The 22,247-nt window shown below is 62.0% G+C and carries 25 protein-coding genes and 5 pseudogenes; 17 read left to right on the plus strand and 13 right to left on the minus strand.

Features of this window, described 5'->3' with window-relative positions:
• Nucleotides 1–3 precede the first annotated feature (3 nt).
• Genes L0A91_RS18080 through L0A91_RS18090 form a run of 3 tightly spaced genes read right to left on the minus strand, consistent with a single transcriptional unit; the run spans nt 4 to nt 784 of the window.
• On the minus strand, nt 4–285 hold the full coding sequence (locus L0A91_RS18080) for an LOG family protein (protein ID WP_311197947.1): 282 nt from the start codon (nt 283–285) through the stop codon (nt 4–6).
• Nucleotides 264–539: a hypothetical protein gene (locus L0A91_RS18085; RefSeq protein ID WP_311197948.1), complete on the minus strand. Its 276-nt coding sequence runs from the start codon at nt 537–539 to the stop codon at nt 264–266. The genes L0A91_RS18080 and L0A91_RS18085 overlap by 22 nt, the downstream gene beginning before the upstream one ends.
• Nucleotides 521–784 carry a hypothetical protein gene (locus L0A91_RS18090; protein WP_311197949.1) on the minus strand — a complete coding sequence of 88 codons (264 nt, stop codon included), beginning with the start codon at nt 782–784 and terminating at the stop codon, nt 521–523. The genes L0A91_RS18085 and L0A91_RS18090 overlap by 19 nt, the downstream gene beginning before the upstream one ends.
• A gap of 539 nt (nt 785–1,323) precedes the next feature.
• Between L0A91_RS18090 and L0A91_RS02060 the strand changes: the two genes are divergently transcribed.
• The 12 genes and pseudogenes from L0A91_RS02060 (at nt 1,324) to L0A91_RS02110 (ending at nt 9,147) form a co-directional block, all read left to right on the plus strand.
• On the plus strand, nt 1,324–1,494 hold the full coding sequence (locus L0A91_RS02060; RefSeq protein ID WP_235245599.1) for a hypothetical protein: 171 nt from the start codon (nt 1,324–1,326) through the stop codon (nt 1,492–1,494).
• A 64-nt stretch (nt 1,495–1,558) separates the two neighbouring features.
• A pseudogene (locus tag L0A91_RS02065) lies at nt 1,559–1,876 on the plus strand (hypothetical protein); the annotation flags it as partial.
• A 25-nt stretch (nt 1,877–1,901) separates the two neighbouring features.
• Nucleotides 1,902–2,240 carry a hypothetical protein gene (locus L0A91_RS02070; protein WP_235245601.1) on the plus strand — a complete coding sequence of 113 codons (339 nt, stop codon included), beginning with the start codon at nt 1,902–1,904 and terminating at the stop codon, nt 2,238–2,240.
• A gap of 58 nt (nt 2,241–2,298) precedes the next feature.
• The gene (locus L0A91_RS02075) at nt 2,299–2,646 is read left to right on the plus strand and encodes a hypothetical protein (protein WP_235245602.1); all 348 of its coding nucleotides are present in this window, start codon (nt 2,299–2,301) and stop codon (nt 2,644–2,646) included.
• Nucleotides 2,647–2,893: 247 nt separating this feature from the next.
• Complete coding sequence (locus L0A91_RS02080; RefSeq protein WP_235245603.1) at nt 2,894–3,817, plus strand: hypothetical protein; 924 nt, start codon at nt 2,894–2,896, stop codon at nt 3,815–3,817.
• Nucleotides 3,818–3,825: 8 nt separating this feature from the next.
• Complete coding sequence (locus L0A91_RS02085) at nt 3,826–3,972, plus strand: hypothetical protein (protein WP_235245604.1); 147 nt, start codon at nt 3,826–3,828, stop codon at nt 3,970–3,972.
• A gap of 142 nt (nt 3,973–4,114) precedes the next feature.
• Entirely contained in the window at nt 4,115–4,786 is a 672-nt protein-coding gene (locus tag L0A91_RS02090) for a hypothetical protein (protein ID WP_235245605.1), read from the plus strand.
• Entirely contained in the window at nt 4,783–6,018 is a 1,236-nt protein-coding gene (gene dxr, locus L0A91_RS02095) for a 1-deoxy-D-xylulose-5-phosphate reductoisomerase (RefSeq protein ID WP_235245607.1), read from the plus strand. Before L0A91_RS02090 ends, dxr begins: the two co-directional genes overlap by 4 nt.
• Nucleotides 6,015–6,929 carry a site-2 protease family protein gene (locus L0A91_RS02100; RefSeq protein WP_311197950.1) on the plus strand — a complete coding sequence of 305 codons (915 nt, stop codon included), beginning with the start codon at nt 6,015–6,017 and terminating at the stop codon, nt 6,927–6,929. The genes dxr and L0A91_RS02100 overlap by 4 nt, the downstream gene beginning before the upstream one ends.
• Before the next feature lie 50 nt (nt 6,930–6,979).
• The gene (locus tag L0A91_RS18095; RefSeq protein WP_311197951.1) at nt 6,980–7,339 is read left to right on the plus strand and encodes a site-2 protease family protein; all 360 of its coding nucleotides are present in this window, start codon (nt 6,980–6,982) and stop codon (nt 7,337–7,339) included.
• A 14-nt stretch (nt 7,340–7,353) separates the two neighbouring features.
• Nucleotides 7,354–8,523 carry a flavodoxin-dependent (E)-4-hydroxy-3-methylbut-2-enyl-diphosphate synthase gene (gene ispG, locus L0A91_RS02105; RefSeq protein WP_235245609.1) on the plus strand — a complete coding sequence of 390 codons (1,170 nt, stop codon included), beginning with the start codon at nt 7,354–7,356 and terminating at the stop codon, nt 8,521–8,523.
• Nucleotides 8,524–8,823: 300 nt separating this feature from the next.
• Nucleotides 8,824–9,147, plus strand: a complete 324-nt coding sequence (locus tag L0A91_RS02110) for a hypothetical protein (RefSeq protein WP_235245610.1) — start codon at nt 8,824–8,826, stop codon at nt 9,145–9,147.
• A gap of 147 nt (nt 9,148–9,294) precedes the next feature.
• On the opposite strand, the pseudogene glpK reads toward L0A91_RS02110, so the two are convergent.
• From glpK to L0A91_RS17130, 4 genes and pseudogenes are all read right to left on the minus strand, one after another.
• Nucleotides 9,295–10,841: pseudogene (gene glpK / locus L0A91_RS02115) on the minus strand (glycerol kinase GlpK).
• 67 nt (nt 10,842–10,908) lie between these two features.
• Nucleotides 10,909–11,445 (minus strand): MIP/aquaporin family protein, encoded by a 537-nt coding sequence (locus L0A91_RS02120; RefSeq protein ID WP_397333838.1) that lies wholly within the window; start codon nt 11,443–11,445, stop codon nt 10,909–10,911.
• Nucleotides 11,421–11,630: pseudogene (locus L0A91_RS19440) on the minus strand (aquaporin); the annotation flags it as partial. The gene L0A91_RS02120 and the pseudogene L0A91_RS19440, both read right to left, overlap by 25 nt.
• Before the next feature lie 94 nt (nt 11,631–11,724).
• Nucleotides 11,725–13,465: pseudogene (locus tag L0A91_RS17130) on the minus strand (glycerol-3-phosphate dehydrogenase/oxidase).
• A 103-nt stretch (nt 13,466–13,568) separates the two neighbouring features.
• Here L0A91_RS17130 and L0A91_RS02135 point away from each other — a divergent pair.
• Complete coding sequence (locus tag L0A91_RS02135; RefSeq protein WP_235245612.1) at nt 13,569–13,958, plus strand: DUF4081 domain-containing protein; 390 nt, start codon at nt 13,569–13,571, stop codon at nt 13,956–13,958.
• A gap of 309 nt (nt 13,959–14,267) precedes the next feature.
• A complete protein-coding gene (locus L0A91_RS02140; RefSeq protein WP_311197952.1) occupies nt 14,268–14,426 on the plus strand; it encodes a hypothetical protein in 159 nt (52 codons plus the stop codon).
• Here L0A91_RS02140 and L0A91_RS02145 read toward each other — a convergent pair.
• The 4 genes and pseudogenes from L0A91_RS02145 to L0A91_RS02155 all read right to left on the minus strand — a co-directional run bounded on the left by L0A91_RS02145 (nt 14,423) and on the right by L0A91_RS02155 (nt 16,455).
• Nucleotides 14,423–14,599, minus strand: a complete 177-nt coding sequence (locus tag L0A91_RS02145) for a hypothetical protein (RefSeq protein WP_235245620.1) — start codon at nt 14,597–14,599, stop codon at nt 14,423–14,425. The two genes, L0A91_RS02140 and L0A91_RS02145, sit on opposite strands and share 4 nt — an antisense overlap.
• A 217-nt stretch (nt 14,600–14,816) precedes the next feature.
• Nucleotides 14,817–14,891 (minus strand): annotated as a pseudogene (locus L0A91_RS17135) (hypothetical protein); the annotation flags it as partial.
• Nucleotides 14,888–15,565 carry a prolyl oligopeptidase family serine peptidase gene (locus tag L0A91_RS17140; RefSeq protein ID WP_397333769.1) on the minus strand — a complete coding sequence of 226 codons (678 nt, stop codon included), beginning with the start codon at nt 15,563–15,565 and terminating at the stop codon, nt 14,888–14,890. The pseudogene L0A91_RS17135 and the gene L0A91_RS17140, both read right to left, overlap by 4 nt.
• Entirely contained in the window at nt 15,472–16,455 is a 984-nt protein-coding gene (locus L0A91_RS02155) for a hypothetical protein (RefSeq protein ID WP_235245622.1), read from the minus strand. The genes L0A91_RS17140 and L0A91_RS02155 overlap by 94 nt, the downstream gene beginning before the upstream one ends.
• Nucleotides 16,456–16,574: 119 nt before the next feature.
• Between L0A91_RS02155 and L0A91_RS02160 the strand changes: the two genes are divergently transcribed.
• The gene (locus L0A91_RS02160) at nt 16,575–17,540 is read left to right on the plus strand and encodes a PDR/VanB family oxidoreductase (RefSeq protein WP_235245624.1); all 966 of its coding nucleotides are present in this window, start codon (nt 16,575–16,577) and stop codon (nt 17,538–17,540) included.
• Nucleotides 17,541–17,559: 19 nt separating this feature from the next.
• Complete coding sequence (locus tag L0A91_RS02165) at nt 17,560–18,585, plus strand: aromatic ring-hydroxylating dioxygenase subunit alpha (protein WP_235245625.1); 1,026 nt, start codon at nt 17,560–17,562, stop codon at nt 18,583–18,585.
• A 68-nt stretch (nt 18,586–18,653) separates the two neighbouring features.
• On the opposite strand, the gene L0A91_RS02170 is transcribed toward L0A91_RS02165, so the two are convergent.
• Both L0A91_RS02170 and L0A91_RS02175 read right to left on the minus strand, forming a co-directional pair.
• Nucleotides 18,654–19,916: a cytochrome P450 gene (locus L0A91_RS02170; RefSeq protein ID WP_235245627.1), complete on the minus strand. Its 1,263-nt coding sequence runs from the start codon at nt 19,914–19,916 to the stop codon at nt 18,654–18,656.
• Between the two features lie 30 nt (nt 19,917–19,946).
• Nucleotides 19,947–21,299 (minus strand): glutamine synthetase family protein, encoded by a 1,353-nt coding sequence (locus tag L0A91_RS02175; RefSeq protein ID WP_235245629.1) that lies wholly within the window; start codon nt 21,297–21,299, stop codon nt 19,947–19,949.
• A gap of 180 nt (nt 21,300–21,479) precedes the next feature.
• On the opposite strand from L0A91_RS02175, the gene L0A91_RS02180 reads away from it, so the two are divergent.
• Nucleotides 21,480–22,220: an acetoacetate decarboxylase family protein gene (locus L0A91_RS02180; RefSeq protein WP_235246497.1), complete on the plus strand. Its 741-nt coding sequence runs from the start codon at nt 21,480–21,482 to the stop codon at nt 22,218–22,220.
• The last annotated feature ends 27 nt before the right edge of the window (nt 22,221–22,247 follow it).

Here is a 22,247-nt window from a genome sequence, read left to right on the forward strand (position 1 = left end):
GTTCTAAGGCGTAGCGGCAATCAGGTCGGGCACCTCGTCAATCGAGTCGACGAGGTGCAGGGCCTGGCCCATGGGTCGACCAGCGCCGAGAGCATGCAGCAACGGCCACACCGGCAGTTTCTCGTTCCAGTGCTCCTTTCCGACCAAAATCATCGGTGGCAGCGGGCCGTCCTTTTCGTAGTACATCCGGGTCGACATCTGGAAGATTTCCTGAGTGGTCCCGGCAGCACCCGGCAATACCACCAAGCCAGCCGTGCTGTGCTCTAGCAGCAAATCTTCGCGCACGGCGTTGGAGAAAACTTGGCGATGTGGTCACCAAACACGTTTGGTGGCTCATGGCCGTAGAACCAGGTGGGGATGGCCAGACTGCGGACACTGTCGTCGTCGCGATCTTGGGGATAGGCGCGAGTGATCTCGAGCGCAGCTAAGGCCCAGGCGCCAATGTCCTCGGCAAAATTGGGCACGGCGGCGATGGCCTCGAGGGCTTGGGTCAGGATCGCCTGGGTGGGCGCCCACGCACCTAAATTGGCAGCCTCCATGGCACCCGGACCGCCGCCTGTCGCCACGAGGCACCCGGCGTTGGCGAGGGCATGACCCAACTGTGCAGCCTGCGCAAAGCGTCCGTGCCTCTGGCCAGCGCGTGCCCGCCCATCACGCCGACAACCGGGCGATTGCGGGTATGCGCCGCGAGCGCATCGCTCATGGCGTCGTCGTGAATTGCCCGCAACACCGTGACGTAGGCATCGTGGCGCAGACAGGCGTCCTCTGCCCATGCATACGACATGGCGTCGGGGGTGTGTTCATATCCGTGTTCGCTGACACCTTCGTAGAGTTCTTCAGCGGTATAGAGCGTCCCTCGGTAGGGCCGGACCGGCGCATCAGGGGCCGCCGGAAAATGATGGCCCCGCCCACCCGCAGGTGATGCTCCAGGGTCATCGACACTTCGCCGCCTAACACGACCAAGCCGGAGAAGTCCTTGCGCTGCATCAGCGTGGCTTCAACATCGCCGAGGGCCAAACCTTGCCAACGCAACCCAGCCAGGGATGTGTCGCGCGCCAGAACCTCCCGGAGCGCATCGAGGGACTCGATTTCTATACCAGCTTGGCGAGCCGGTGTGGATCGAGCCATCCGGCGATAGGTGACCTCGCCGGTTGGGACCTGGTGGAGGGCAGAAGGATCGGGCATGGGCCGAGGTTAGTTGGTATCCGAGCCCAGGGCGAGAGACCATGCGGGTATGACTGATGCAACGACTCCGCAGCCGCAGCCTGTTGATGAGCAGTGGGCAGCGCGACCTGACTGGGAGCACGATGTCACGCGCCTGTCTTGGGTGAAGAAGCCGGCCCGTGCATCTGCGGACGCCGCCTGGGGCAACGACTGGAAAAGTCGCGCTTCAACCTGGGCTACAACGCCGTGGATCGGCACATCATCGATGGGCGGATCGATGAGGTTGCGCTGGTGTTTGCTGATGAGACCGGGGCCCTAGCCGGACCTTGAGCTTTGCGCACCTGGTGCAGGAGACGGGGCAGTTCAGCGGCGTGCTGCAGGCGCTGGACACCGGTGCGGCCAAAGCCTGCTCATCGCGATGCCCATCTGCGCCGAAAGTGTCATCGCCTATCTAGGAGCTTTGCGCCTTGGCGTTGCCGTCGCCCTTATCGATCCAGCCACTGCTGATGTGCAGGAATTGCGTGACGTCATCCAGGCACAGAGGTCGCATGTCGTGCTGACGTCTAGCAGCGGGGGAGACGACGATCCGTTGACTAAGGTGCGGTCAGCCTTGAGCGACGCTGAGCATCAGCCGCTGCGCTCTGTGGTGGTGCAGCGCGAGCCAGCAGCAGGATCTTGGGGGATGACGAACTCGCGTGGGCCGGCGTCATGAAGCCTGGCGTCGTGCAACCGGCCGGATGGCGGCCATTGGTCGGCACAGTGCGCCATGCCCTGACGCGAGCAAGGACATACCTCGGTGGTCCGCGACGTTGGCAGTAGCTTTGCGTGGCGCCTTCACCGGCGAGAGTCAAGACGAGGCGGCAGCTGACAGCGCTTGGTGCTGGGCCCACGGCCGAGTTTGGAGCCAGGCAGCTTTGATGAGTGTCTTGGTGCCGATGCTCTCTGGTGTGCCTGCCGTGGTGTGCGCCACCCCTGTCGGGTCCTGGTCAGAGGCTATTCGACGCGAAGTCAGTGCCACGATCGGCGCGCCCCTGTATGCAGCGCACCAGGAAGGCGCCTGGCCGCTGACCCCCTAACCTGTGGACAACGAAAGCCACCATCGGTGAAGTCTCTCTAGATTGTTTCCGTGCCCGCTTGGGTGCGGTAAGCCGGGAGGGGCAAGATGACATCGCAGGGGACCTCGCCGTTGACCCAGGGGCGGTCGAAACGCGTGGCAAGGCACTGGTGCAATCGGCAGACTCAAGTCGGCGTATTGGCGTCCGAGTGCAGGCCGCCCTGGAACAGTTGGGGCAGGTAGCCGGTGTGGCCAGCCTCAACGCCGCCGCCTTGGACGGTGCGAGCAGGTGGAGCGTGGGCCTTGACCGCGTCGGGGCTGCTGGTGAATCACTGGGGCTGGCAACTCAGGCAAGTGCCCAGGCTTATCGTGATGTCGAGTGGGCCAGCCAGTCGCGCTTCTTGCCAACCACCGGGGCTGGCCAATGAGCGTGATGAACGCCTCGCCGTCCGCACTCTCAGCACTGGCAAGGGATCTCGGCGCGCACTCCCAAGGGCTGCGAACACTGGGGCAGGGTGGCAGTGCGACGGGGCTTTGGCGTGGACTGGCCGCCTGGGAGCAGCAAGCATGCGAAGACCAATGGTGTGCTGAGCTAACCCACTGCGCTCCGGCCCTTGACCAACTGGCGGAGCAGATAGCGCGCTACTCCGCCACGGTCCAGGCGCTGCAGGAGCAATGGAGCCGCTGGGATGCCCACATCCAGGGTGGTCCGCCGAAGCAGACCGGATCTGGGCCCTGCTGGCTAGCGCAGACCCCGGCACCCGCGTTGCTCTTGAGCAGCGTTGGGAAGAGTTGACGGTGTCGATCAGATCCGGCCGGCAAACGCTCTCGGGCCTGGACGATGAGTTAGACGAACATGCCGTGGCGCTGGGGCAGCAGATCAGGGACTCCTGGCCAGCCCAACTCGTGCGGGACGGAATCAACGGGTATGGCATCTATAAGGGCACCACGCGCGGATTCACCGGGCTCACTCAGGCCGCGCTGGGCACCGGGATTCTCTCCTTGGCCGTGCAACTGTCCAGGGCCGTCGATGTTGCAGCGCGGTCGCGCATCCTGAGCGATATTCGCCTCTTCAGTGACCTTGCCCGGCGGGTTGGGCCGGTCGCCCGCGTCCCCCTTCGATTTGTCCCCGTCGCGTCCGTTGTCAGCACGGCCTCCACCGCCATTCCAGACCTGATCGATGGCAATGACTACGAAGGATGGCGAGGAACGACCACCCAAGTCTTAGCCGGTGGCGCGCTGGTAGGCAGCGTGGCGATTTCCATCCCCACGCCGGTCACAGTTGGGACAGGTGCTGTCGTTGTCGGGGCTTACACCGCGTGGATGGGTGGGAACGCGGTCTATGACAACCGAGCGGTCATCATGCGTTACGGCTCCTTGGGTTTTGCTTGGGCAAGCAGAGTGCCGCGCAACTGGCGCAGGAGCTGCCCGATCCGGACGATGTTCAGGAGGCGACCGGGCAGTGGCTTCACGACAACGTTGTCTCTTTACCAGATCCAGGCGAGGTCAAAGTGCCAGTTTCGGTCGGGTTGCCGGGGATTCGGGTCCCGGTCAACGTGCCCATCCCACGGATACCCACCATTGACGTCGATGACCTGAATCTGGACTTGCCCGAGATCCAGAAGTGGGGTGACTACCTGGGGCCTATGCCACCGATCCCCATCCCAAACCCCATGGAGTTTGACTGGCCGCCGCTGCTCCCGCGCACCAATGTTGCCCCTGAAGCCGTGCCTCCGACGGAGATGATGCCATGAGCGTCCGCGAGGTGGTGGCCCAACTGACTGACGAGGAGACCCAAGTCCTGATGGACGGGCCGGGAGATCCGGTCATCTACCCATACTTGGCTTCGCTCAGCAGGGACGAAAGCGCCAGAGCTCGACTCGCCGCCGAGCGGAGTTGCAAGCCCGTGGTTTATTGCGGTTTGCCGATGAGGCAACCGTGGCCAGTTCGGCGGCAACCGACCCCCACGTCATCGACACTGAGTCAGGCACCGCAGTGGTTGACTCATCGCTGAGCCCAGTGGTTGCCGTGCGACGCGGGGCGCTGGTGATCTTGGTCGCCCATCGCACGATCTGCCGAGTCGGGCCAACCTCGCCGTTCGGTCGGGAGTTGACCCGCTATCTCTTCGTCCTGGACGAAGTTGTCGTGGTGGAAGACGTGACCGCCGAGGGTATGCATGTGCTCTCCATCGGGTCACTCAGCCACTTAGACGAGTTGCTCAGTGAGTTCCTCGTGCCGCCAGGAGCGGCCCAAGCCCCGGAGTGCGAACCTGTCGTAGTCCAGCAGTCATTGCCTCCCGCCGGCGTTGACGCGTCACTGCATCGCCCTGTTCTTCTGGCCGAGGTTTGTCTGCTGACGCCTTGGACTGTGCCTGAGCCAGCCATCCTGGCTTTAGGCGGTGGTGGCTGCTACCGCAGCGGGGAGGCCTCCGCAGGGCACTTCAGTTTTGAGCCAACGTCGTCAACGGTGATCGTGACCCAGGTAGCAGACCTGCTTCGCAGCGCCAATGATCGACAGCGGCGAGAAGTCAGCAGCCTTCCAGGTGATCAAGGCACAATGAGCGCGTGAATAGTGCGCGCTCTGTCGTCATCCTGGGATCAACGGGGTCCATTGGCACCCAGGCCATCGAGGTCATCGACAACCACCCAGGCCTCTATGAGGTGCAGGCGCTCGCCGCCGGCGGTGGACAGATCGACGTCTTGGCGCAGCAGGCTGTTCACCTCCAGGTCCCCGTCGTTGGAGTTGCGGCAGACGTTGCTGCTGAGTTGGCAGCAGCCATCGAAACGGCGGCGCGACGGGTCAACCTCGCAGGGTATTCACCCAAGATCATCGCTGGCACTCAGGCAGCCGAGAAGGTCGCCGAGCTTGGTGTTGATGTGGTCCTCAACGGGATTACCGGCAGCATTGGCCTCGCTCCGACGCTGGCCGCACTGCGAGCAGGCAGCACCCTGGCGCTGGCCAACAAAGAGTCGCTGATTATCGGTGGGCCACTCGTGAAAGAACTGGCCAAGCCCGGGCAGATTGTCCCCGTGGACTCAGAGCACAGCGCGATCGCGCAATCGCTCCGTGGTGGACGGGCAGAGGAAGTGCGGCGGCTTGTCGTGACAGCCAGTGGCGGACCCTTCCGCGGCTGGAGCAAAGAAGAATTGCAAAGCGTCACGCCCGCGCAAGCCTTGAAGCACCCTAATTTTTCCATGGGCAAGGTCATCACGACCAACTCAGCGACGCTGGTTAACAAGGGCCTCGAAGTGATCGAGGCGCACCTGCTGTTTGACATCCCCTATGACCGGATTGACGTTGTCGTGCACCCACAGCAACAAATCCACTCGATGGTGGAGTTCCACGACGGCTCAACCATCGCCCAGATGGGCCCGCCACGGATGCTGGTGCCGATCGCGCTGGGCCTGTCGTGGCCAGAGCGCCTCACCGATGTCGATGAGCCCTGCGACTGGACGCAGGCATCAACGTGGAACTTTGCGCCGCTGGACGATGAGGCATTCCCCGCAGTACAACTCGCCCGTCAGGCCGGCTTGGCTGGAGGCACCTATCCCGCGGTTTACAACGCCGCCAATGAAGAGTGTGTCGAGGCCTTCCATGCGGGCGTGCTGAGTTTCGTTGAGATCGTCGAGACCGTGGGCCAAGTGCTAGGCCAGCATGAGCAGGCCGACATTGCCACCAAGGAAGCCGCCGAGGTCACACTCGACCGCGTGTTGGCGGCCGACCAGTGGGCTCGCAAAGCCGCGCGTAAGATCATCGAGAAGAGTGAGTTGACCGGCCAGCGAGAGGAGCAAACGCAATGATGTACATGCTTGGCGTGCTGCTCATGCTGATCGGCATCTCTCTGTCTATTGCGCTGCACGAGATAGGCCACCTCGTGCCGGCCAAGAAATTTGGCGTGAAAGTCACGCAGTACATGGTCGGCTTCGGTCCAACTCTGTGGTCACGCAAGCGCGGCGAGACTGAATATGGCGTCAAGGCGATCCCGCTCGGTGGCTATATCCGAATGATCGGGATGTTTCCGCCACGGGCCCAAGATGGCGAGCGCCTCCGACCGTCGACCACGGGCAGGTTTAGCCAACTGACTGAGCAGGCCCGCGCCGAGTCTCTTGAAGAGGTTGGTCCTGACGACTGGGACCGAGTTTTCTACAAACTGCCCGTCTGGAAGCGCGTCATCATCATGGCCGGAGGGCCGGTGATGAACTTGGTCATTGCTGCCGTGCTGCTGACCGGCATCCTGACTGTTTATGGTCTGCCAGCCGTGACCACCACCGTTTCCTCAGTGGCCGCGTGCGCACCTGTTGATGTTGCAGCGACCGATTGTGCTGGGGAGCCAGAGGCCCCCGCCCAAGCGGCCGGGCTGCAAACCGGAGATCAGATTGTCTCGATCAACGGTGAGGCCACAGCCGACTGGACGACCGCGTCGTACTTGATTCAGAACGCCTCTAACCCCGCCACGATTGAGGTAGAGCGTGCGGGTCAGACACAGACCTTGACCGCTGAACTGCTGCAACGCGAGCGACCGCTGTTGAACGCCGACGGATCACTGCAGACCGACGCCGCGGGGGAGCCGGTTATTGGTTTGGTCAATTACCTCGGCGCGAGTGGTTCGGTGGAGTACGTGACACAGCCCATCACCGAGGCCCCTGCTTTCGTGGGTGGCGCGGTGGCTGACACCGCAGGCATCTTCTTGTTGCTGCCGCAAAGCTGGTAGGTGTTTATGACGCAGCCTTTGGCGATGGCGAGCGAGACACGGAAGGCCCAATGTCCGTGGTGGGCGTTGGCCGAGTCGCGGGCGAAGTGACCTCGGGCGACCTTGGCTTGCTTGCTGATGGCATGACGGCGCGGATGGTGCTGCTGCTCTCGCTGCTCGCCTCGCTGAATATCGCCCTCTTCGTCTTCAACATGATCCCGTTGCTGCCACTTGATGGTGGGCATATTGCCGGCGCCCTGTGGGAGGGCGTCAAAAAGACATACGCAAAAGTTCTGGGTCGCCCCGATCCAGGCCCCGTGGACATCGCCAAGGCGTTGCCAGTGGCCTATACCGTCGCGATTGGACTGATCGCGATGACTCTGTTGTTGGTCTATGCAGACCTTGTTAACCCGATTCGACTCATAGGCTGAGAGATGCTGAAACTATGACTGCTGGAACCCCTATTTCCCTTGGTATGCCGTCCGCACCGCCTCCCGTGGTCACGCCGCGTCGCAAGTCGCGCAAGATCAAGGTCGGCAAGGTTGAGGTCGGTGGCGACGCACCCGTGTCGGTGCAATCCATGACCACCACCCAGACGACTGACATCAACGGCACGCTGCAACAGATCGCTGAGCTAACCGCGACCGGTTGTGACATCGTCCGAGTCGCCTGCCCGACATCTGATGATGCCGAAGCGCTTAAGGCGATCGCCGCCAAATCACAGATCCCGGTGATTGCTGACATCCACTTCCAGCCGAAGTATGTCTTCGCCGCGATCGACGCTGGCTGCGCGGCCGTCCGGGTGAACCCAGGCAACATCCGCAAGTTTGACGACCAGGTCAAGGAGATTGCCAAGGCTGCTGGAGATGCGGGTGTCTCGATCCGCATCGGCGTCAACGCTGGCTCGCTCGACAAGCGCATCATGGCTAAGTACGGCAAGGCGACCCCGGAGGCTCTGGTCGAATCGGCCGTCTGGGAAGCCTCGTTGTTTGAAGAGCACGGCTTCCACGACTTCAAGATCTCGGTCAAGCACAACGATCCCGTCGTGATGGTCCAGGCCTATGAAATGTTGGCTGCTCGCGGCGACTGGCCCCTCCACCTCGGTGTCACCGAGGCGGGCCCCGCCTTCCAGGGCACGATCAAGTCATCGGTTGCCTTCGGTGCGCTGCTGTCCCGCGGCATCGGCGACACCATTCGAGTGTCGCTTTCGGCTCCACCGGTCGAAGAGGTCAAGGTCGGCAACCAGATTTTGCAGAGCCTGAACCTCAAGCCTCGCAAACTGGAAATCGTGTCTTGCCCCTCCTGCGGCCGAGCCCAGGTCGATGTCTACACGTTGGCAGAAGAGGTAACGGCTGGCCTTGAGGGCCTCGAGGTCCCACTTCGCGTCGCCGTGATGGGCTGCGTAGTCAACGGCCCCGGCGAGGCCCGTGAGGCTGACCTTGGCGTTGCTTCGGGCAATGGCAAGGGCCAGATCTTCGTCAAGGGTGAGGTCATCAAGACTGTGCCCGAGAGCCAGATCGTCGAGACGCTCATCGAAGAGGCAATGCGCATTGCCGAAGAAATGGGCGAACCGGTCGACGGTGAAGGCGCTGCACCCTCAGTGACGGTTGGCTAGTCCACCGTTGCCTCCTTCAGGTTTCCTGCCTGTCCGCCAACTGGTCCTTGTCGATCTGTTGGCTTTGATCGTCGGCACCAAGCCGACTGAGCGAGCCGTCGTCGCCCTTGACGGTGACGGCTCGCGCCATCAGCAGCAGTTGGTTGCAGAGTTGCTTGCTTTGCCCCGGCCGTCACTGACCGGGACCTCGTTGGGGTTTCGACGGAGAGTTTCACTGCGCCGGGTAGCGAGGCACAGGGGCCCGCAACAGGTGCGGACTATTACCGCGAGCACTACGACCACGCTCGGTTGCACAATGACTTGTTGACGCCCTTTCAGCAGGGGCGAGAAGTGGTCCTTGACCCACGCAACCCTGATGAAGAGCCGCAACTCATTGAGCCGAGCGACACCTCCATCTTGATTGTCAGCGGGCCGTTCTTGCATCGACCAGAGTTGACGTCGCTGTGGGACGCGTCGTTGCTCGTGCACCCTGCCGGCGGAGGCGATGCCACCAGCGTCGCTAGCAAAGCGTGGGAGTTCTACGTTGAGCAGTCCCCGGCGCAGCAGGCTCGGTGGGTGGTTGATCTGAGCGACCCACAGCGACCTCACTTGCTGGTGGTCGACCCCGAGGAGCCCGTGGTCTAGCGTCTTCATCGTGGGGGAGCGCCGACATACGGTGCATCAAAGCACTGTGCATCAAAGCACTGTGCATGAAAGATGGGCCCGAACTGTTCACCAGTTTGGGCCCATCTCTATGCCTCCTGTGAGGCGCTTCTGCTAGTCAGAAGCGAGTCACTCAGCAGCTTCGGAAGCCGAAGCCTCTTCTGCCTCGGTGTCCTCGTCGACCCAGTCGAAGGTGCGCGTAACAGCCTTCTTCCAGTTGCGGTAAAGGCGAGCCTGCTCGTTGTCCTTCATCTGAGGACTCCAGCGCTTGCCTTCCTTCCAGTTGTCGATGACATCCTGCTCGCCATCCCAGAAGCCCACAGCGATACCGGCTGCGTACGCGGCGCCGAGAGCGGTCGTCTCAGCGACCTCGGGACGAACAACGTCCACACCAAGAATGTCGGCCTGGAACTGCATCAGCGTCTCGTTGGCGACCATTCCGCCGTCAACACGAAGCTCAGCCAGGTCAACACCAGAGTCGGCGTTCATCGCGTCCAGAACCTCACGGGTCTGGAACGCGGTTGACTCAACGCAGCGCGTGCAATGTGGTTCTTGTTCACGTAACGGGTCAGGCCGACGATCGCACCGCGAGCATCGTCCTTCCAGTACGGAGCGAAGAGACCCGAGAACGCGGGAACCACGTAGCAACCACCATTGTCGTCGACCTTCTTGGCCAACGTCTCAATCTCTGGAGCATCGGAGATGATGCCGATGTTGTCACGCAGCCACTGCACCAGAGAGCCACTGACTGCAATGGAACCTTCCAGTGCGTAAACAGCATCCTGATCACCGATCTTGTAGCAGACCGTGGTCAGCAGGCCGTTTTCGCTGGGGACGATCTCGGTGCCGGTGTTGAGCAACATGAAGTTACCCGTGCCGTAGGTGTTCTTGGACATGCCCTTTTCGAAGCAAGCCTGTCCGAAGGTTGCGGCCTGCTGGTCGCCCAAGATGCCAGAGATCGGCACGCCGGGAACCAAACCGCCCTTACGGCCGTGGCCGTAAACCTCAGAGGAGGACTTGATCTCGGGAAGCATGGACATGGGGATGCCCATGTCGGCCGCGATGCCCTCGTCCCAGCTCAGCGTCTTGAGGTCCATGAGCATGGTGCGCGAGGCGTTGGTGACGTCGGTGATGTGCACACCACCATCCGGGCCACCAGTCATGTTCCAGACAACCCAGGAGTCGGTGGTGCCAAAGAGCAAGTCGCCGGCTTCCGCCTTTTCGCGGGCACCCTCGACGTTGTCCAAGATCCACTTGACCTTCGGGCCAGCGAAGTAGGTCGCCAGCGGCAAACCAACCTTGGCCTTGTACTTTTCTGGACCCTCGTCGCCACCAAGCTCGGCAGCGATCTTGTCCGTGCGGGTGTCCTGCCAAACGATGGCGTTGTAGACAGCCTCGCCTGTGTTCTTGTCCCAGACGACAGCGGTCTCGCGCTGGTTGGTGATACCAACAGCCACGATGTTGTCGTAGGTCAAGTTTCCACGAGTCAGTGCCTGGCCAACGACCTCACGGACGTTGCTCCAGATCTCTGCCGGGTCATGCTCAACCCAGCCAGCCTTGGGGAAAATCTGCTCGTGCTCGAGTTGGCCCGACGAGTGAATCGTGCCCTCGTGCGTGAACACGATGGCGCGGCTGCTCGTGGTGCCCTGGTCGATCGAAATGACGTAATCAGTCATGCGTTGTTCTCCACATCGTTGTGTGAGTGTTGCAGGATTGTGAACGTGTCAGGCGATTCGTTGTTGCTCAGAATGCGGCTGCGGCGGCCAGACCGGCCAATACGCCACCGACCAGGGGGCCAGCAACGGGAACCCAGGAGTAGGCCCAGTCATTGCCGCCCTTGCCCTTGATCGGCAGCACGGCGTGTGCCAGACGGGGGCCAAGGTCACGTGCCGGGTTAATGGCATAGCCGGTGGGGCCACCGAGGCTCGCACCGATACCAACAACTAAGAACGCGACCGCTAGCGGGCCAAGACCTGAAGGCGTGTTGGCGAAGCTCAAGATGACAAAAACCAGCACGAAGGTGCCGATGATCTCGGTGATCATGTTGCTGGTGTAGTTGCGGATCTCTGGGCCAGTGGAGAAGATTCCCAACTTGGCTGCGGGGTCTGCTTCCTCGTTGAAGTGATCCTTGTAGGCGGCCCAACACAGGACGGCACCAATGAAGGCACCCACCATCTGCGCTGCAAAGTAGATCAACACGTTGACGAACGAGACAGCAACGCCGGGAGCGAGTTCTTCAGCGCCACTGCTGACAATGCCAACGGTGACGGCCGGGTTCAGGTGGGCACCGAAGCAAATGAAACCCACACACCCGAAAAGACAGCCAAACCCCAACCGAAGTTGATGAGCAGCCAGCCGCCGTCAAAACCCTTCGACTTGGGGAGCAGCACGTTTGCCACCACACCACAACCAAGCAGGACCAGCAGTCCCGTTCCCATCACCTCTGAGAGGAATATGTCTCCCATTACTGCTCCGATCTATTTCGAGTTGGCCGCAGGAACGGGGATTCCCGCGGGTCTTGCCAAGGCGGCCTGATCAGCCAGGCCGCCCCGATGACTCCTAGCCCAGGGGCTGTAGAGGTGCTACAGATTCGGCTTGGCTGCGCAGGATGGCAGCGGCCTTGTCGCTGTCCGCGTGAGTTGCGGCTTCTTCGGCCTGAGCGCGGGAGATGTAGGCATCGACTTCAGCCTGCTTCTTTCCTCGCTCCAGCCCAGCTTGTCGGCGGCAATGTCGGCGATCTCCGGGACTGCCTCCTGGCCTTGGTGCAGGACCTCATAGACCAGCCGAGTGCGACGGCACATGAGGTCTTCCAGGTGCACAACACCCTCGTGGGTGCAGGCATAGGCAATCTCAGCGCGCAGGTAAGCGGTGGCGTGCTCCAGTGGCTTGGCCAGTGATGCGTCTTCTTCGATCGACTCCAGCAACTCCTGCATGAGTGAGCCGTAGCGGTGCAGCAGGTGGTCGACCATCTGGTCACTCCAGCCGTGCTGCTTCTGGATGACCTTCATCTGGCGGCGGATTGCAGCCTCGCCAACGGCCCCCAACAGCGGGATCTCGTCGGTGATGCTGGGCAGTTCCTTGGCGCGGTTGCCCAAGGCAAAGTCAACTGCGTCCTTGGCCATAATCCGGTATGTCGTCAACTTGCCGCCGCCGATCACCGTCAAGCCCGGGATCGGGCTGGCGACGGTGTGCTCACGGCTGACCTTGGCCGAGTTGGTGCCTTCCTTGGTGCCTGGCTGCAGCAGCGGACGCAAGCCCGCATACCAACCGATGACGTCATCGCGAGTCAGCTCAGTGTTGAGGACCTCGTTGGCGTGCTCCAGCACGTACTCGATGTCAGACGCGGTGGCGACTGGGTTCTGGCGGTCCAACTCCCACGCGGTGTCCGTGGTGCCGATCAGCCAATAACGCGACCACGGCACGAAGAAGAGAACTGACTTCTCCGTCTGGATCAGGACGCCCGAGGTGCCCTTCAAACGCTCACGGGGCACGACAATGTGAATGCCCTTGAAGCCAGCACGTTCAAGCCGCCGTCAGTCTTGGCAAGCGTGCCCACATCGTCGGTCCACACACCCGTGCAGTTGATGACGTGGTTGACCTTGGCGGTGATCTTGTTGCCGGTCTCCAGGTCCTGCAGGACAGCGCCACTGACTCGGCCAGCAGCATCCTTGAGGATCTCGACGACCTGGGTGCGGGTGGCAGCCTTGGCGCCATAGGACACGGCAGTGCGCACAATCGTGGCGACCAGGCGGGCGTCATCCACGGTGGCGTCGTAGTACTCGACGGCGCCGATCGCCTGGTCGTGCTTGAGGTCGGGGAACTTCTTCGCCAAGCCCTTGCGGCTGCGGTGCTGGTGGATCGGCAGAGCCCGGCGTCCCGGCATCAGGTTGGCGAGCGCGTCATACAGGGTCACGCCGGCGCCGTAATAGGCACGCTGCCAGATGCGGTGCTCGAGCGGAATCAGGAATGGCATCGGCTTCACCAGGTGAGGTGCGATGCGGGTGAGGAGGAGGCCGCGCTCGGTCAATGCCTCGTGGACTAATTTGAAGTCGAGCATCTGCAAGTAGCGCAGGCCACCGTGAACAAGTTTGGTGGACCACCGCGAAGTGCCTGAGGCCCAGTCTTGAGCGTCAACAACGACCGTGTTCAGGCCACGCGTTGCCGAGTCGAGTGCGGTTCCGGCGCCGGTGACGCCACCGCCGATCACCAAAACGTCGATGACTGGCCCACCTTCAGCGCTGGCTGAAAGGGCATCTAAGGCTTCTTGACGGGACTTGGCTGTCAGCGCTTGGGCTTTCATTGCTGCCTTCCGTTGGTGGAATGGAGGTGATGACTTTGGGACACCCCAGAGTCTCGCATGTGAAGTAGGTTACGCCACCCCTAGAGTCGACATGCGTGATTCCATGAGGGAGGCTGAACGGTATGTGGCGAACCTTGGGCTCGGTGCGCCCCTTGAGGCCTCTGACCGGGCTTGGGCGCTCGAAGTCTGTGCCCAGGACCCCATTAGCAATGTCTTTGTGGCGGCCCGCATTTTGGAGTCTGGTCTCTCAGGCGCCCGACCTGTGGCCTACGGCTATGACCACGGCGGGCACGAGTCGATTTGCTGGGCCTCGGCCAACATCGTTCCCGCGAGCGCAGACTCTGCTGCCATCGCCGCCTTCTCAGCCAAGGTGATGAAACGCCGCCGCACAGCATCCTCCGTTTTTGGGCCCGCGGAACAAGTGAAAGAACTGTGGTCCCGGCTTGCCCGGCGTGGGAGCCGAGGCGTGAATACCGACGCGCTCAACCGGTAATGACGATCGGTTCGGGGGAGTTGCCCTCGACTGCGCCGACCGATGAGCAGGTGCGGCCCGCAACCCTGACAGATCTCGATGCCGTTGTTCCAGCAGCAGCCGCCATGTTTACCGAAGAGATTGGCTACCCGCCCTACCGCGGCTCTGATCAGACCTACCGCCGTGGCGTGGCCAGTTTGATCACCCGCGGGCACACGTTGATCCGCACCGAACACGGCAAGGTCGTCTTCAAGGCAGACCTAGGCTCGGTCGCGCTCGGGGTCGCCCAACCAGGGGGTATGGCTGGCACCTCACCTACGCGGGCAGGGCTTGGCTCCAGCCGCGATGGCCGCCGTCGTGCGCTATGCCCAAGCGCACGTGGCCCCGACCGTGACCCTCTATGTCAACGACTACAACTCGGCGGCGATCGCGACGTACCGCCGCGTCGGTTTTCAGCAGACCGGGACGTTTGCCACCATTCTGCTCTAGTCGTTACTGCCGAGGTGGCGGTGCAAGAAGGCCCACGGCAGGGTATGCCACTGCGCCGTTTGCTCAGCAGTCGAGGCGCCCCCGTGTCCGCCTTCGGTCTGCTCCCAGTAGGTGACTTCCTTGCCAGCAGTTCGCAGCAACTCGGCCATCTTGCGCGCGTGCCCCGGATGCACCCGGTCGTCCTTGGTGGACGTCGCAAGATAGGTCGGGGCGTGTTGTCCTTGGGATTAAAGCGGTGATAGGCGCTATACCCCTCCAAGAACTCCCAGTCCTCAGCGACATCCGGGTCGCCGTATTCAGCCACCCACGACGCTCCGGCCAATAGCTTGGTGTAGCGCTGCATATCGAGCAGGGCACCTGACAGACGATGGCGCCGAAGTCGTCTGGGTAGCCGGTGAGCATGTTGCCGACCAGCAGGCCGCCATTGGATCGCCCAACGCAGCCCAAATGCTCGACTGAGGTCACCCGCGACTGACCAGGTCGCGCGCCACCGCAGCAAAATCGTCGTAGGCTCGGACCCGCTTTTCGCGCAACGCCGACTGGTGCCAGGCAGGTCCAAACTCGCCACCACCGCGAATATTGGCCACGACATAAACACCGCCGCGCGATAGCCAAGCCAGGCCGGTGATGGCGTCGTAGGCCGGCGTCAAGGGGATCTCGAATCCGCCATACCCGTGCATCACCGTGGGGTTCGACCCATCGAGGTCCAGGTCTGCGGAGCCGATTTGGAAATAGGGGATACGGGTGCCATCCGCTGAAGTGGCCCAGTGTTGGGTGACTGCCAACCCAGTGGAGTCGAACCGCGAGGGTCCTTGCTTCAACATCTCGGTGGTTGCCCGGGGGTCAGCGAGATCCAACAAGCCAACCGTCAGGGGCGTGATGAAAGAGGTCGCGTAGACCCAGACGACATCGCTTTCCCGAGAGTCCACCGGGCCGAGCGTGACGGTGGCGAGATCCTCGACACTGAGCTCAAGGTCCTGGGCCTCCCACACGCCAGTCGAGGGATTGATCGTGCGGACCTGATGGCGCACATCGTGCAGGACAGTTAAGACGAGGTAGTTCTTCGTCCACGCCCAGCCATCCAAACTGGAGTGCGCATCCGGGACAAAAACCGCCCGGAAGTCGCGGCTACCAGCCATGAACTGATCGAAGTCGATGACCAGCACGGACCCACTGGGGTGGTCGCGTCGCCGATTTCCCAGTCGTGACGCAGCAAGATCGTGAGCCATTCGCGGTGCAACGATGACTCAGCCGAATCGGGGATATCGATCAGCCGTTGCTCACCCTCAATAAGCACATATTGCTGGTGGGTGTAGAAGTCTTTGGCTCGCCAAAAAGTAGTCCGCTCAAATCCGGGCGTGAGGTCGTGGCTGGCCTGAACCAAGAGGTCCTCCGTCTCGCCCTCAAAGACGATCGGTGCCGCGCTGAGATCGGTGCCGCGCTTCCACTCCCGCACGGTCCGTGGATAGCCAGACGTCGTCATACCGCCTGCTCCGCCATCGGTGAAGACCAGGGTGGTGTCGGCATCGAGCCAGGTGATCCCGCCCTTGGACTCGGGCCGGACGAAACCATCGGCGGCAAACTCACGGGTCTCCAGATCAAACTCACGCGTGACATCAGCATCCGATCCGCCCGGCGACAGCGTGATCAAGACCTTGCGATAGTCGGGGCGCAGCAATCGCGCTCCATGCCAGACCCACGATTCCCCTTCGGCGGCGCCCAGCGCGTCCAGATCCAACAAGATGTCCCACTCGACGGCATCACTGCGATAGGAGTCCCAGGTCGTGCGGCGCCACAATCCCCGCGGGTGCTCCGCATCCGTCCAGAAGCTATAGAGAAAGTCGCCAGCTTGGGCGACGACTGCAAGTCGGTCATCGGCCTGCAAAGCCGCCAAGACGTCTGCGTGAATGCCAGCAAAGCTGGGCTCGGTCTCAAGGTCCGCCTCGGCCTCGGCGCTGCGGGCCGCTACCCACTCCATCGCGCGCTCGCCGGTCACGTCTTCCAGCCACAGATTCGGATCGTTGCTCATGGCCCTACTTCATCATGTGCAGCCCCGGCAGCGTTGGCCTGCCCAGATTGAGGGTTGCCGAACTGTGCTCTGACGATTATCGTTTGGAGCCAAACGACAACCAAAATTCGGAGGAACGTATGGCTACACAGACGGTGGTCCGAGAGGCCGAAGTGCAAGTCAACGTCGTCGACGTCGTGAAAGAGGCGGACGGGGTTGTCTCACTGCACTTGGCAGCACAGGACGGCGAAAGCTTGCCGCCATGGACGCCTGGAGCACACATTGACTTGGTGATGGGCGATGGTCTCATCCGGCAATACTCACTGTGCGGATCGGCGACCGAGTCCAAGACCTATCGCATCGGCATTCTGCTGAGCCCCGAGAGCAGGGGCGGCTCACAATTCGTGCACGACAACCTGCACGAGGGCGCGTCGCTGACGGTGCGTGGCCCTCGCAACCACTTTTCCTTCGCCGCATCTGCTAAATACCTGTTCATCGCTGGCGGCATTGGCATCACGCCCATGTTGCCGATGATTGCGGAGGCCGAGGAGGCCGGGCGCGATTGGGAACTCTTCTACGGGGGTCGCTCTCGAGACTCAATGGCCTTTCTGGATGAACTGGCCGCTTACGGCGACCGAGTCACGGTCGTTCCTCAGGACGAGGCTGGCCACTTAGATCTGCCAGAGATCCTGCGCGAGCCTCGCCCGAATACCTTGGTCTATGGGTGTGGCCCGGAGGGCATGCTCAACGCGCTGGAAGAGCAGTGCGGGCACTGGCCCTCCGGCAGTCTGCACCTTGAGCGGTTCACCGCCAAGGAGCAAGATGCTGACGCCACCGACACTGCCTTTGAGTTGGTGCTAGAGCGCTCTGGGCAAACCTTGCAGGTGGGAGCCGACCAAAGCGTCTTCGAAGTCGTTCGTGAGGCTGGGGTGAGTGTCTTGGGCTCTTGCCTGGAAGGCATCTGCGGAACCTGCGAGACCGAGGTCATCTCCGGCGATCTGGATCACCGCGACTCAGTGCTCGACCCCGAAGAGCGTGAATCCGGCGAAGTGATGATGATTTGTGTCTCTCGCTGCCGTTCCGCCCGACTCACCCTCGATTTGTAGGACAAGACGGAGATCTGTGATGAGCACTAGAGAAGGCACCCGCAGCACTTTCCCCCGCAATGCTTGGTATGCGTTGGCCACCAGCGAGGACGTCGGACGTATGCCCGTGGCCCGCCGCTTGATTGACCAACCCATTCTCCTCACCCGCAAGACCTCTGGCGCCGCGGTCGCTCTGCGCGATCGTTGCGTCAATCTGCCGTTCCCGCTCAGCCGGGGAACCGTCACCGGCGACACCATCGTCGATGGCTACTCGGGTTTCACCTATTCCTTGGACGGGGCTGTCATCGCCGTTCCCACCCAGGCTGAGGTGCCCTATGACGCGAAGGTCCAGAGTTTCCCGGTGCACGAGAGCGGGGGATTGATCTATGTCTGGATTGGCGACCCAGCGGTGGCACGACTACGGCCAAAACCCTCCACGCCATGGCTTGATGACGCCGCCTGGTCAACCCTGGGCGAGGAGTGGACCACGCAGGCTGGGGCAACCCTGCTGCAGGATAACTTTTCGGACATTACCCACGTCGCCACGGTGGCCCCTGAGATTAGTCCGCCGGCTCTGCTCGGCAGCACGCCCACCCTTGAGGTCGAGGTCAGCGAGACCCGCGTGAAGTTCTGGCGCGATTTCCCTGGCCAGCCGATGCCGGCATTCCAAGCTGAGCTCTTGGATATTGACCGGGACGAGGTCTTCGATCAGCGCGAAGAAGGCGAGTTTGTGGCCCCCGGGCAGTGGGTTGACCGCTGGACTGTGCGACGTGCTGGCGAAGAGGACCTACAACTCATCTTTAGCCACTCCATCACCCCGATCAATGGCAGTTCCACCTGGCACGCCTGGCGGGTCAGTCGCAACTTTGCCCCCGGCGCCGCTGCTGATGGCGTCCTCAAGCCCTTGTTCTTCGACTACTACGCCAAGGTCAAGGGGCTTCTTGAAGAGATGCAGGATGTGCTGGACGCCGACGGTCCTCAGCGTGAGGTGCGCGTGCAGGCAGACGCGGCGATGTTGAGCGTCCGCAGGATTATGCGCCGATTGGCTGCCGAAGAAGGAGCCTAGGGCGGGCAGCGCAAGGGCGCCGGGTGAATTCACTTCACCCGGCGCCCTTTGTTGTCTGCGGTGGGCCGCTACTTGGTCGTGACCTTCACTGGGAACTTCTTGATCCCGTTGACGAAGTTGGAGCGGATGCGCTTGACGTCGCCAGTGAGCTCGATGGACTCCAAGCGTGGCAGCAACTCTTCAAACATCAGCCGGATCTCCATCCGGGCCAGGTTGTTGCCCATGCACAGGTGTGGGCTGCCCTTGCCGAAGGTGAGGTGGTCAACGTTGGTGCGGGTGACATCAATCGAGTAGGGGTTCTCGAAGTGATCGTCGTCGCGGTTGCCCGAGCCAAACCACATCACGACCTTGTCGCCCTCCTTGATCTCCTTGCCACCCAAGACCACATCCTTGGTTGCCGTGCGGCGGAAGTGATGCACCGGGGAGGCCCAGCGCAGCAACTCTTCGACGGCCGGAGCGATCAACTCTGGGTTGTCCTGCAACTTGCGCAACTGCTCTGGCTGCTCCATCAGGCCCAGCATTGAAGAGCTGATGGCATGCCGAGTGGTCTCGTTGCCGGCGATCACCAGCAGTGTGAAGTAGTTGTCGAAGTCATCTTCGGACAGCGGGATGCCGTCGGAGGGAGCCTTGTTGGCCAACAGGCTGATCAGGTCCTTACCGTCGCCACCCTTTCGAGCGTCGCGCAGCGCACGACCGTAGTCCCAGACCTCCTGCACCGTGGGGGAGCGGAAGGGTAGGTGGGCGTACTTTTCACTCTCGGGGTCATCGAGCAAGTGAGCCGTGTAGTCAGGGTCGGTGTTGGCCACCAGTTCGTTGCCCCAGGCGATCAGCTGCGGTGTGTCCGAGAGCGGGACGTCGAGAAGTCTGGCCAAGACCTGGATCGGGAAGTCTGCGCTGATCTTCTGCACGAAGTCGAACTCTGGGTGCTGCAGGGCGTCATCGACCGTTTTGCGGGTGATTTCGCGCAGGAACCCCTCGTAGTTCTTCATCAGGTTGCGCGGGCTGAACTCGCGCGCCAGCAACTGCTTCAGTGCCGCGTGCCGGGGACCATCTGTTTCCAGCATGGACCGGCGCTTGTCACGGTTCTCCGGGCTGACTTCCTCGAGGTTGACGAACTCCTCCGAGGTGAAGGTTTCCGAGTCCTTGTCGACGGTCCAGATGTCGTCGTACTTGGTGACGGCCCAGAATCCTGCGTCGTCAGCCTCCTCGTTCCAGTGCACGGGGTCTTCGCGACGCAAGGTGTCGAACTGAGCCCAGGCCTGACCGTCACGAAAAGCATCGAGGTCGGTGAGGTCAACGTCCTCAAGGGCTACGGGTTCACTGGGGTTCATAGGTGCTCCTGTTCACTCAACGGGCCAGAATCAGAGGTGATACGTGTATTCACGGAACTCCCAGTCCGTGATGAAGGCATTGAAGCGCTCAATCTCGTTTCGCTTATAGGCGACGAAGGTCTTGGTGAAAGCGGGGCCGAGCAGGTCGACCATCGCTTCGTCAGCCTCCAAAGCGTCCAGCGCTTCGCCCAACGATGTCGGGAGCATATCGGCCTTCGACACGTCATAGCCGTAGCCCTCTAGCGGGTCTTGGAGCTCCAACTTGTCCCGCACACCGAGGTATGCGGCGGCCATCATTCCGCCGATGGCCAGGTAGGGGTTGGCGCTGGCGTCGCCGAGACGCAATTCGAGGCGCGAGGCCTTGCCGCGCTCTGGGGGAATCCGCACCATGGCGCTGCGGTTGTCCAAGCCCCAGTCGATCAACCATGGTGCCAAGGTGTCGGGGCCAAAGCGCTTGTAGGAGTTGATGGTGGGGTTGCTCAGTGCTGCCAGCGCGGGTGCGTGGGCAAGGATGCCAGCAATCGCGTGGTGTGCGAGGTCAGACAGGCCGTCCTTGGAGTTGGGGCCATCAAAGACTGGGGTGCCGTCTGAGTCGAGTGCAGAGAAGTGCAGGTGGAATCCTGACCCGCCCTCATCGTTGTAGGGCTTGGCCATAAAGGTGGCGAGCTTGTCGTGATAGCGCGACAACTCTTGGACGGCCGCCTTGAACCGGTGGCTGCGATCGGCCGCGTCGAGGGCATCGGAGTGCCACATGTTGATCTCGAACTGACCAGAGCTGAACTCGTGGTTCGCGGCCACTACGTCCAAGCCGTATTTTTCCAAGTTGCGCAGTGAGTCCAAGAGCGAGTTGTCCGGGTCCCCGCGCAGTCCGGAGACATACACATTGCCCGGAGCCTGCCCATACGGTGCCCAACCGTTCTCGGAGGTTTCGCTCTTTTCCAGGACGTAGAACTCCAACTCGGGGCCGATCATCGGTGTGATGTCCAACTCGGCGAAGGCTGCCGCGACGCGCTTCAACACATTGCGCGGGCTCTCCTCAGAGGGAGACCCGTCGGCGTTGAAGAGTTCGCCGATGCAGTGGGCTACACCCGGTTCCCAGGGCAGGGCACGGGTCGTTTCCAGCACAGGACGCGCAATGATGTCTGGGAGGCCAGCCTCAAGCCCGCCTTCGATCGGGACAACATCACCCATCGGGGTGGTGGCGTAGACCGAGCGGCAGAAGGCCACGCCGCCGCCGGCAGTGCGCTCGAAGCCTGACACGAGAAGGTCGCGGCCCCGGTCGGTGCCAATGATGTCTGAGTAGCCCAGGCGGACTACGTCAATCCCCTGTGCAGCAAGTTCCTCAGCCTTACGAGCCAGTTCCTCTGGATCCAGATGTTCCATGCGCGCCTCCTTGCGTCGTTTGGGTACGAACAATATCCCTGTATTTGCCCCTAGACAACCCCTTTTATTCTCATCGGATTAGAGGTATCGTACGGACCCAAACGAACCCGATGAAAGGTCCAAGATGGCTGACATGAGCGGATTTCTCTACCCCGAACCGCACAAGGCAAGGGCGGCATCATCCCCAGTCCGCCGTGGTTCTACTCCGGAGATCTCCTCACGGTCGAATACCGCACGGACCCGGCTCGGGTCGCCGATCTGCTCCCCGCACCACTCTCGCTAGCCGAAGAAGACCCGGGCGCAGTAGCAATGATTTGGGCTGACTGGCAGTCGTGCTCTAGCTCGCGCAAGGAGCTGCTGGACCCGGTTCAGAGCCAGTACAAGGAAGCGTTCGTCGTCGTGCGCTGCTCCTATAAGGGACAGACATTCTCCCGCTGTGTCTTCATTTGGGTGGACAAGGACTTTGCCATCGGTCGTGGCCTGCACCAGGGCTACCCCAAGAAGTTGGGCTCGATGTGGCAGACCCGTCCGCACGCGTTCCCGCAGGCATCACCATCTATCGCACCCGGCGGCATGTTCGGCGCCTCACTGGCAGCCGGCGACCGCCGTCTGGCTGATGCCGTCGTGACGCTGCGTGAAGAGTCGCCGACCAACGGCTTCGTCAACGCAAACAAGATGGCTCACCACCGTGTCTTCCCCAACATTGATGGCCCAGGGGACGCGTTCTCGGAGTTGATCTCGTCTGGGGCTGCCGAGTTCGAAGGCGGCCAGGCCTGGACCGGTGACGCGGAGTTGAACCTCTATGACTCGCCGAACGAAGAGCTGACCAGTCTGCCCGTCCAAGAGGTCATTGGCGGCTATTTCCAGCAGATTGGCGTGAAGTGGAATGGCGGCACCAGCCTGGAGCGGTTGGACGGCTGAATAGCCGCTGCGACAACAGTTCCCGTT

The organism is Ornithinimicrobium sp. INDO-MA30-4 (assembly GCF_021535045.1).
Lineage (GTDB): Bacteria > Actinomycetota > Actinomycetes > Actinomycetales > Dermatophilaceae > Ornithinicoccus.

Excerpts from the sequence above, each read along its gene's own strand:
- L0A91_RS02135 (WP_235245612.1), top strand. The coding sequence starts at position 13,569 with ATGAGGGAGGCTGAACGGTATGTGGCGAACCTTGGGCTCGGTGCGCCC.
- L0A91_RS18090 (WP_311197949.1), bottom strand. The coding sequence starts at position 784 with ATGTCGTATGCATGGGCAGAGGACGCCTGTCTGCGCCACGATGCCTAC.
- ispG (WP_235245609.1), top strand. The coding sequence starts at position 7,354 with ATGACTGCTGGAACCCCTATTTCCCTTGGTATGCCGTCCGCACCGCCT.
- L0A91_RS18095 (WP_311197951.1), top strand. The coding sequence starts at position 6,980 with ATGTCCGTGGTGGGCGTTGGCCGAGTCGCGGGCGAAGTGACCTCGGGC.
- L0A91_RS02160 (WP_235245624.1), top strand. The coding sequence starts at position 16,575 with ATGGCTACACAGACGGTGGTCCGAGAGGCCGAAGTGCAAGTCAACGTC.
- L0A91_RS18085 (WP_311197948.1), bottom strand. The coding sequence starts at position 539 with ATGGAGGCTGCCAATTTAGGTGCGTGGGCGCCCACCCAGGCGATCCTG.
- L0A91_RS02155 (WP_235245622.1), bottom strand. The coding sequence starts at position 16,455 with ATGAGCAACGATCCGAATCTGTGGCTGGAAGACGTGACCGGCGAGCGC.
- L0A91_RS17140 (WP_397333769.1), bottom strand. The coding sequence starts at position 15,565 with ATGGCTGGTAGCCGCGACTTCCGGGCGGTTTTTGTCCCGGATGCGCAC.
- L0A91_RS02100 (WP_311197950.1), top strand. The coding sequence starts at position 6,015 with ATGATGTACATGCTTGGCGTGCTGCTCATGCTGATCGGCATCTCTCTG.
- L0A91_RS02170 (WP_235245627.1), bottom strand. The coding sequence starts at position 19,916 with ATGAACCCCAGTGAACCCGTAGCCCTTGAGGACGTTGACCTCACCGAC.
- L0A91_RS02070 (WP_235245601.1), top strand. The coding sequence starts at position 1,902 with ATGGCGGCCATTGGTCGGCACAGTGCGCCATGCCCTGACGCGAGCAAG.
- L0A91_RS02080 (WP_235245603.1), top strand. The coding sequence starts at position 2,894 with ATGGAGCCGCTGGGATGCCCACATCCAGGGTGGTCCGCCGAAGCAGAC.
- L0A91_RS02165 (WP_235245625.1), top strand. The coding sequence starts at position 17,560 with ATGAGCACTAGAGAAGGCACCCGCAGCACTTTCCCCCGCAATGCTTGG.
- L0A91_RS02175 (WP_235245629.1), bottom strand. The coding sequence starts at position 21,299 with ATGGAACATCTGGATCCAGAGGAACTGGCTCGTAAGGCTGAGGAACTT.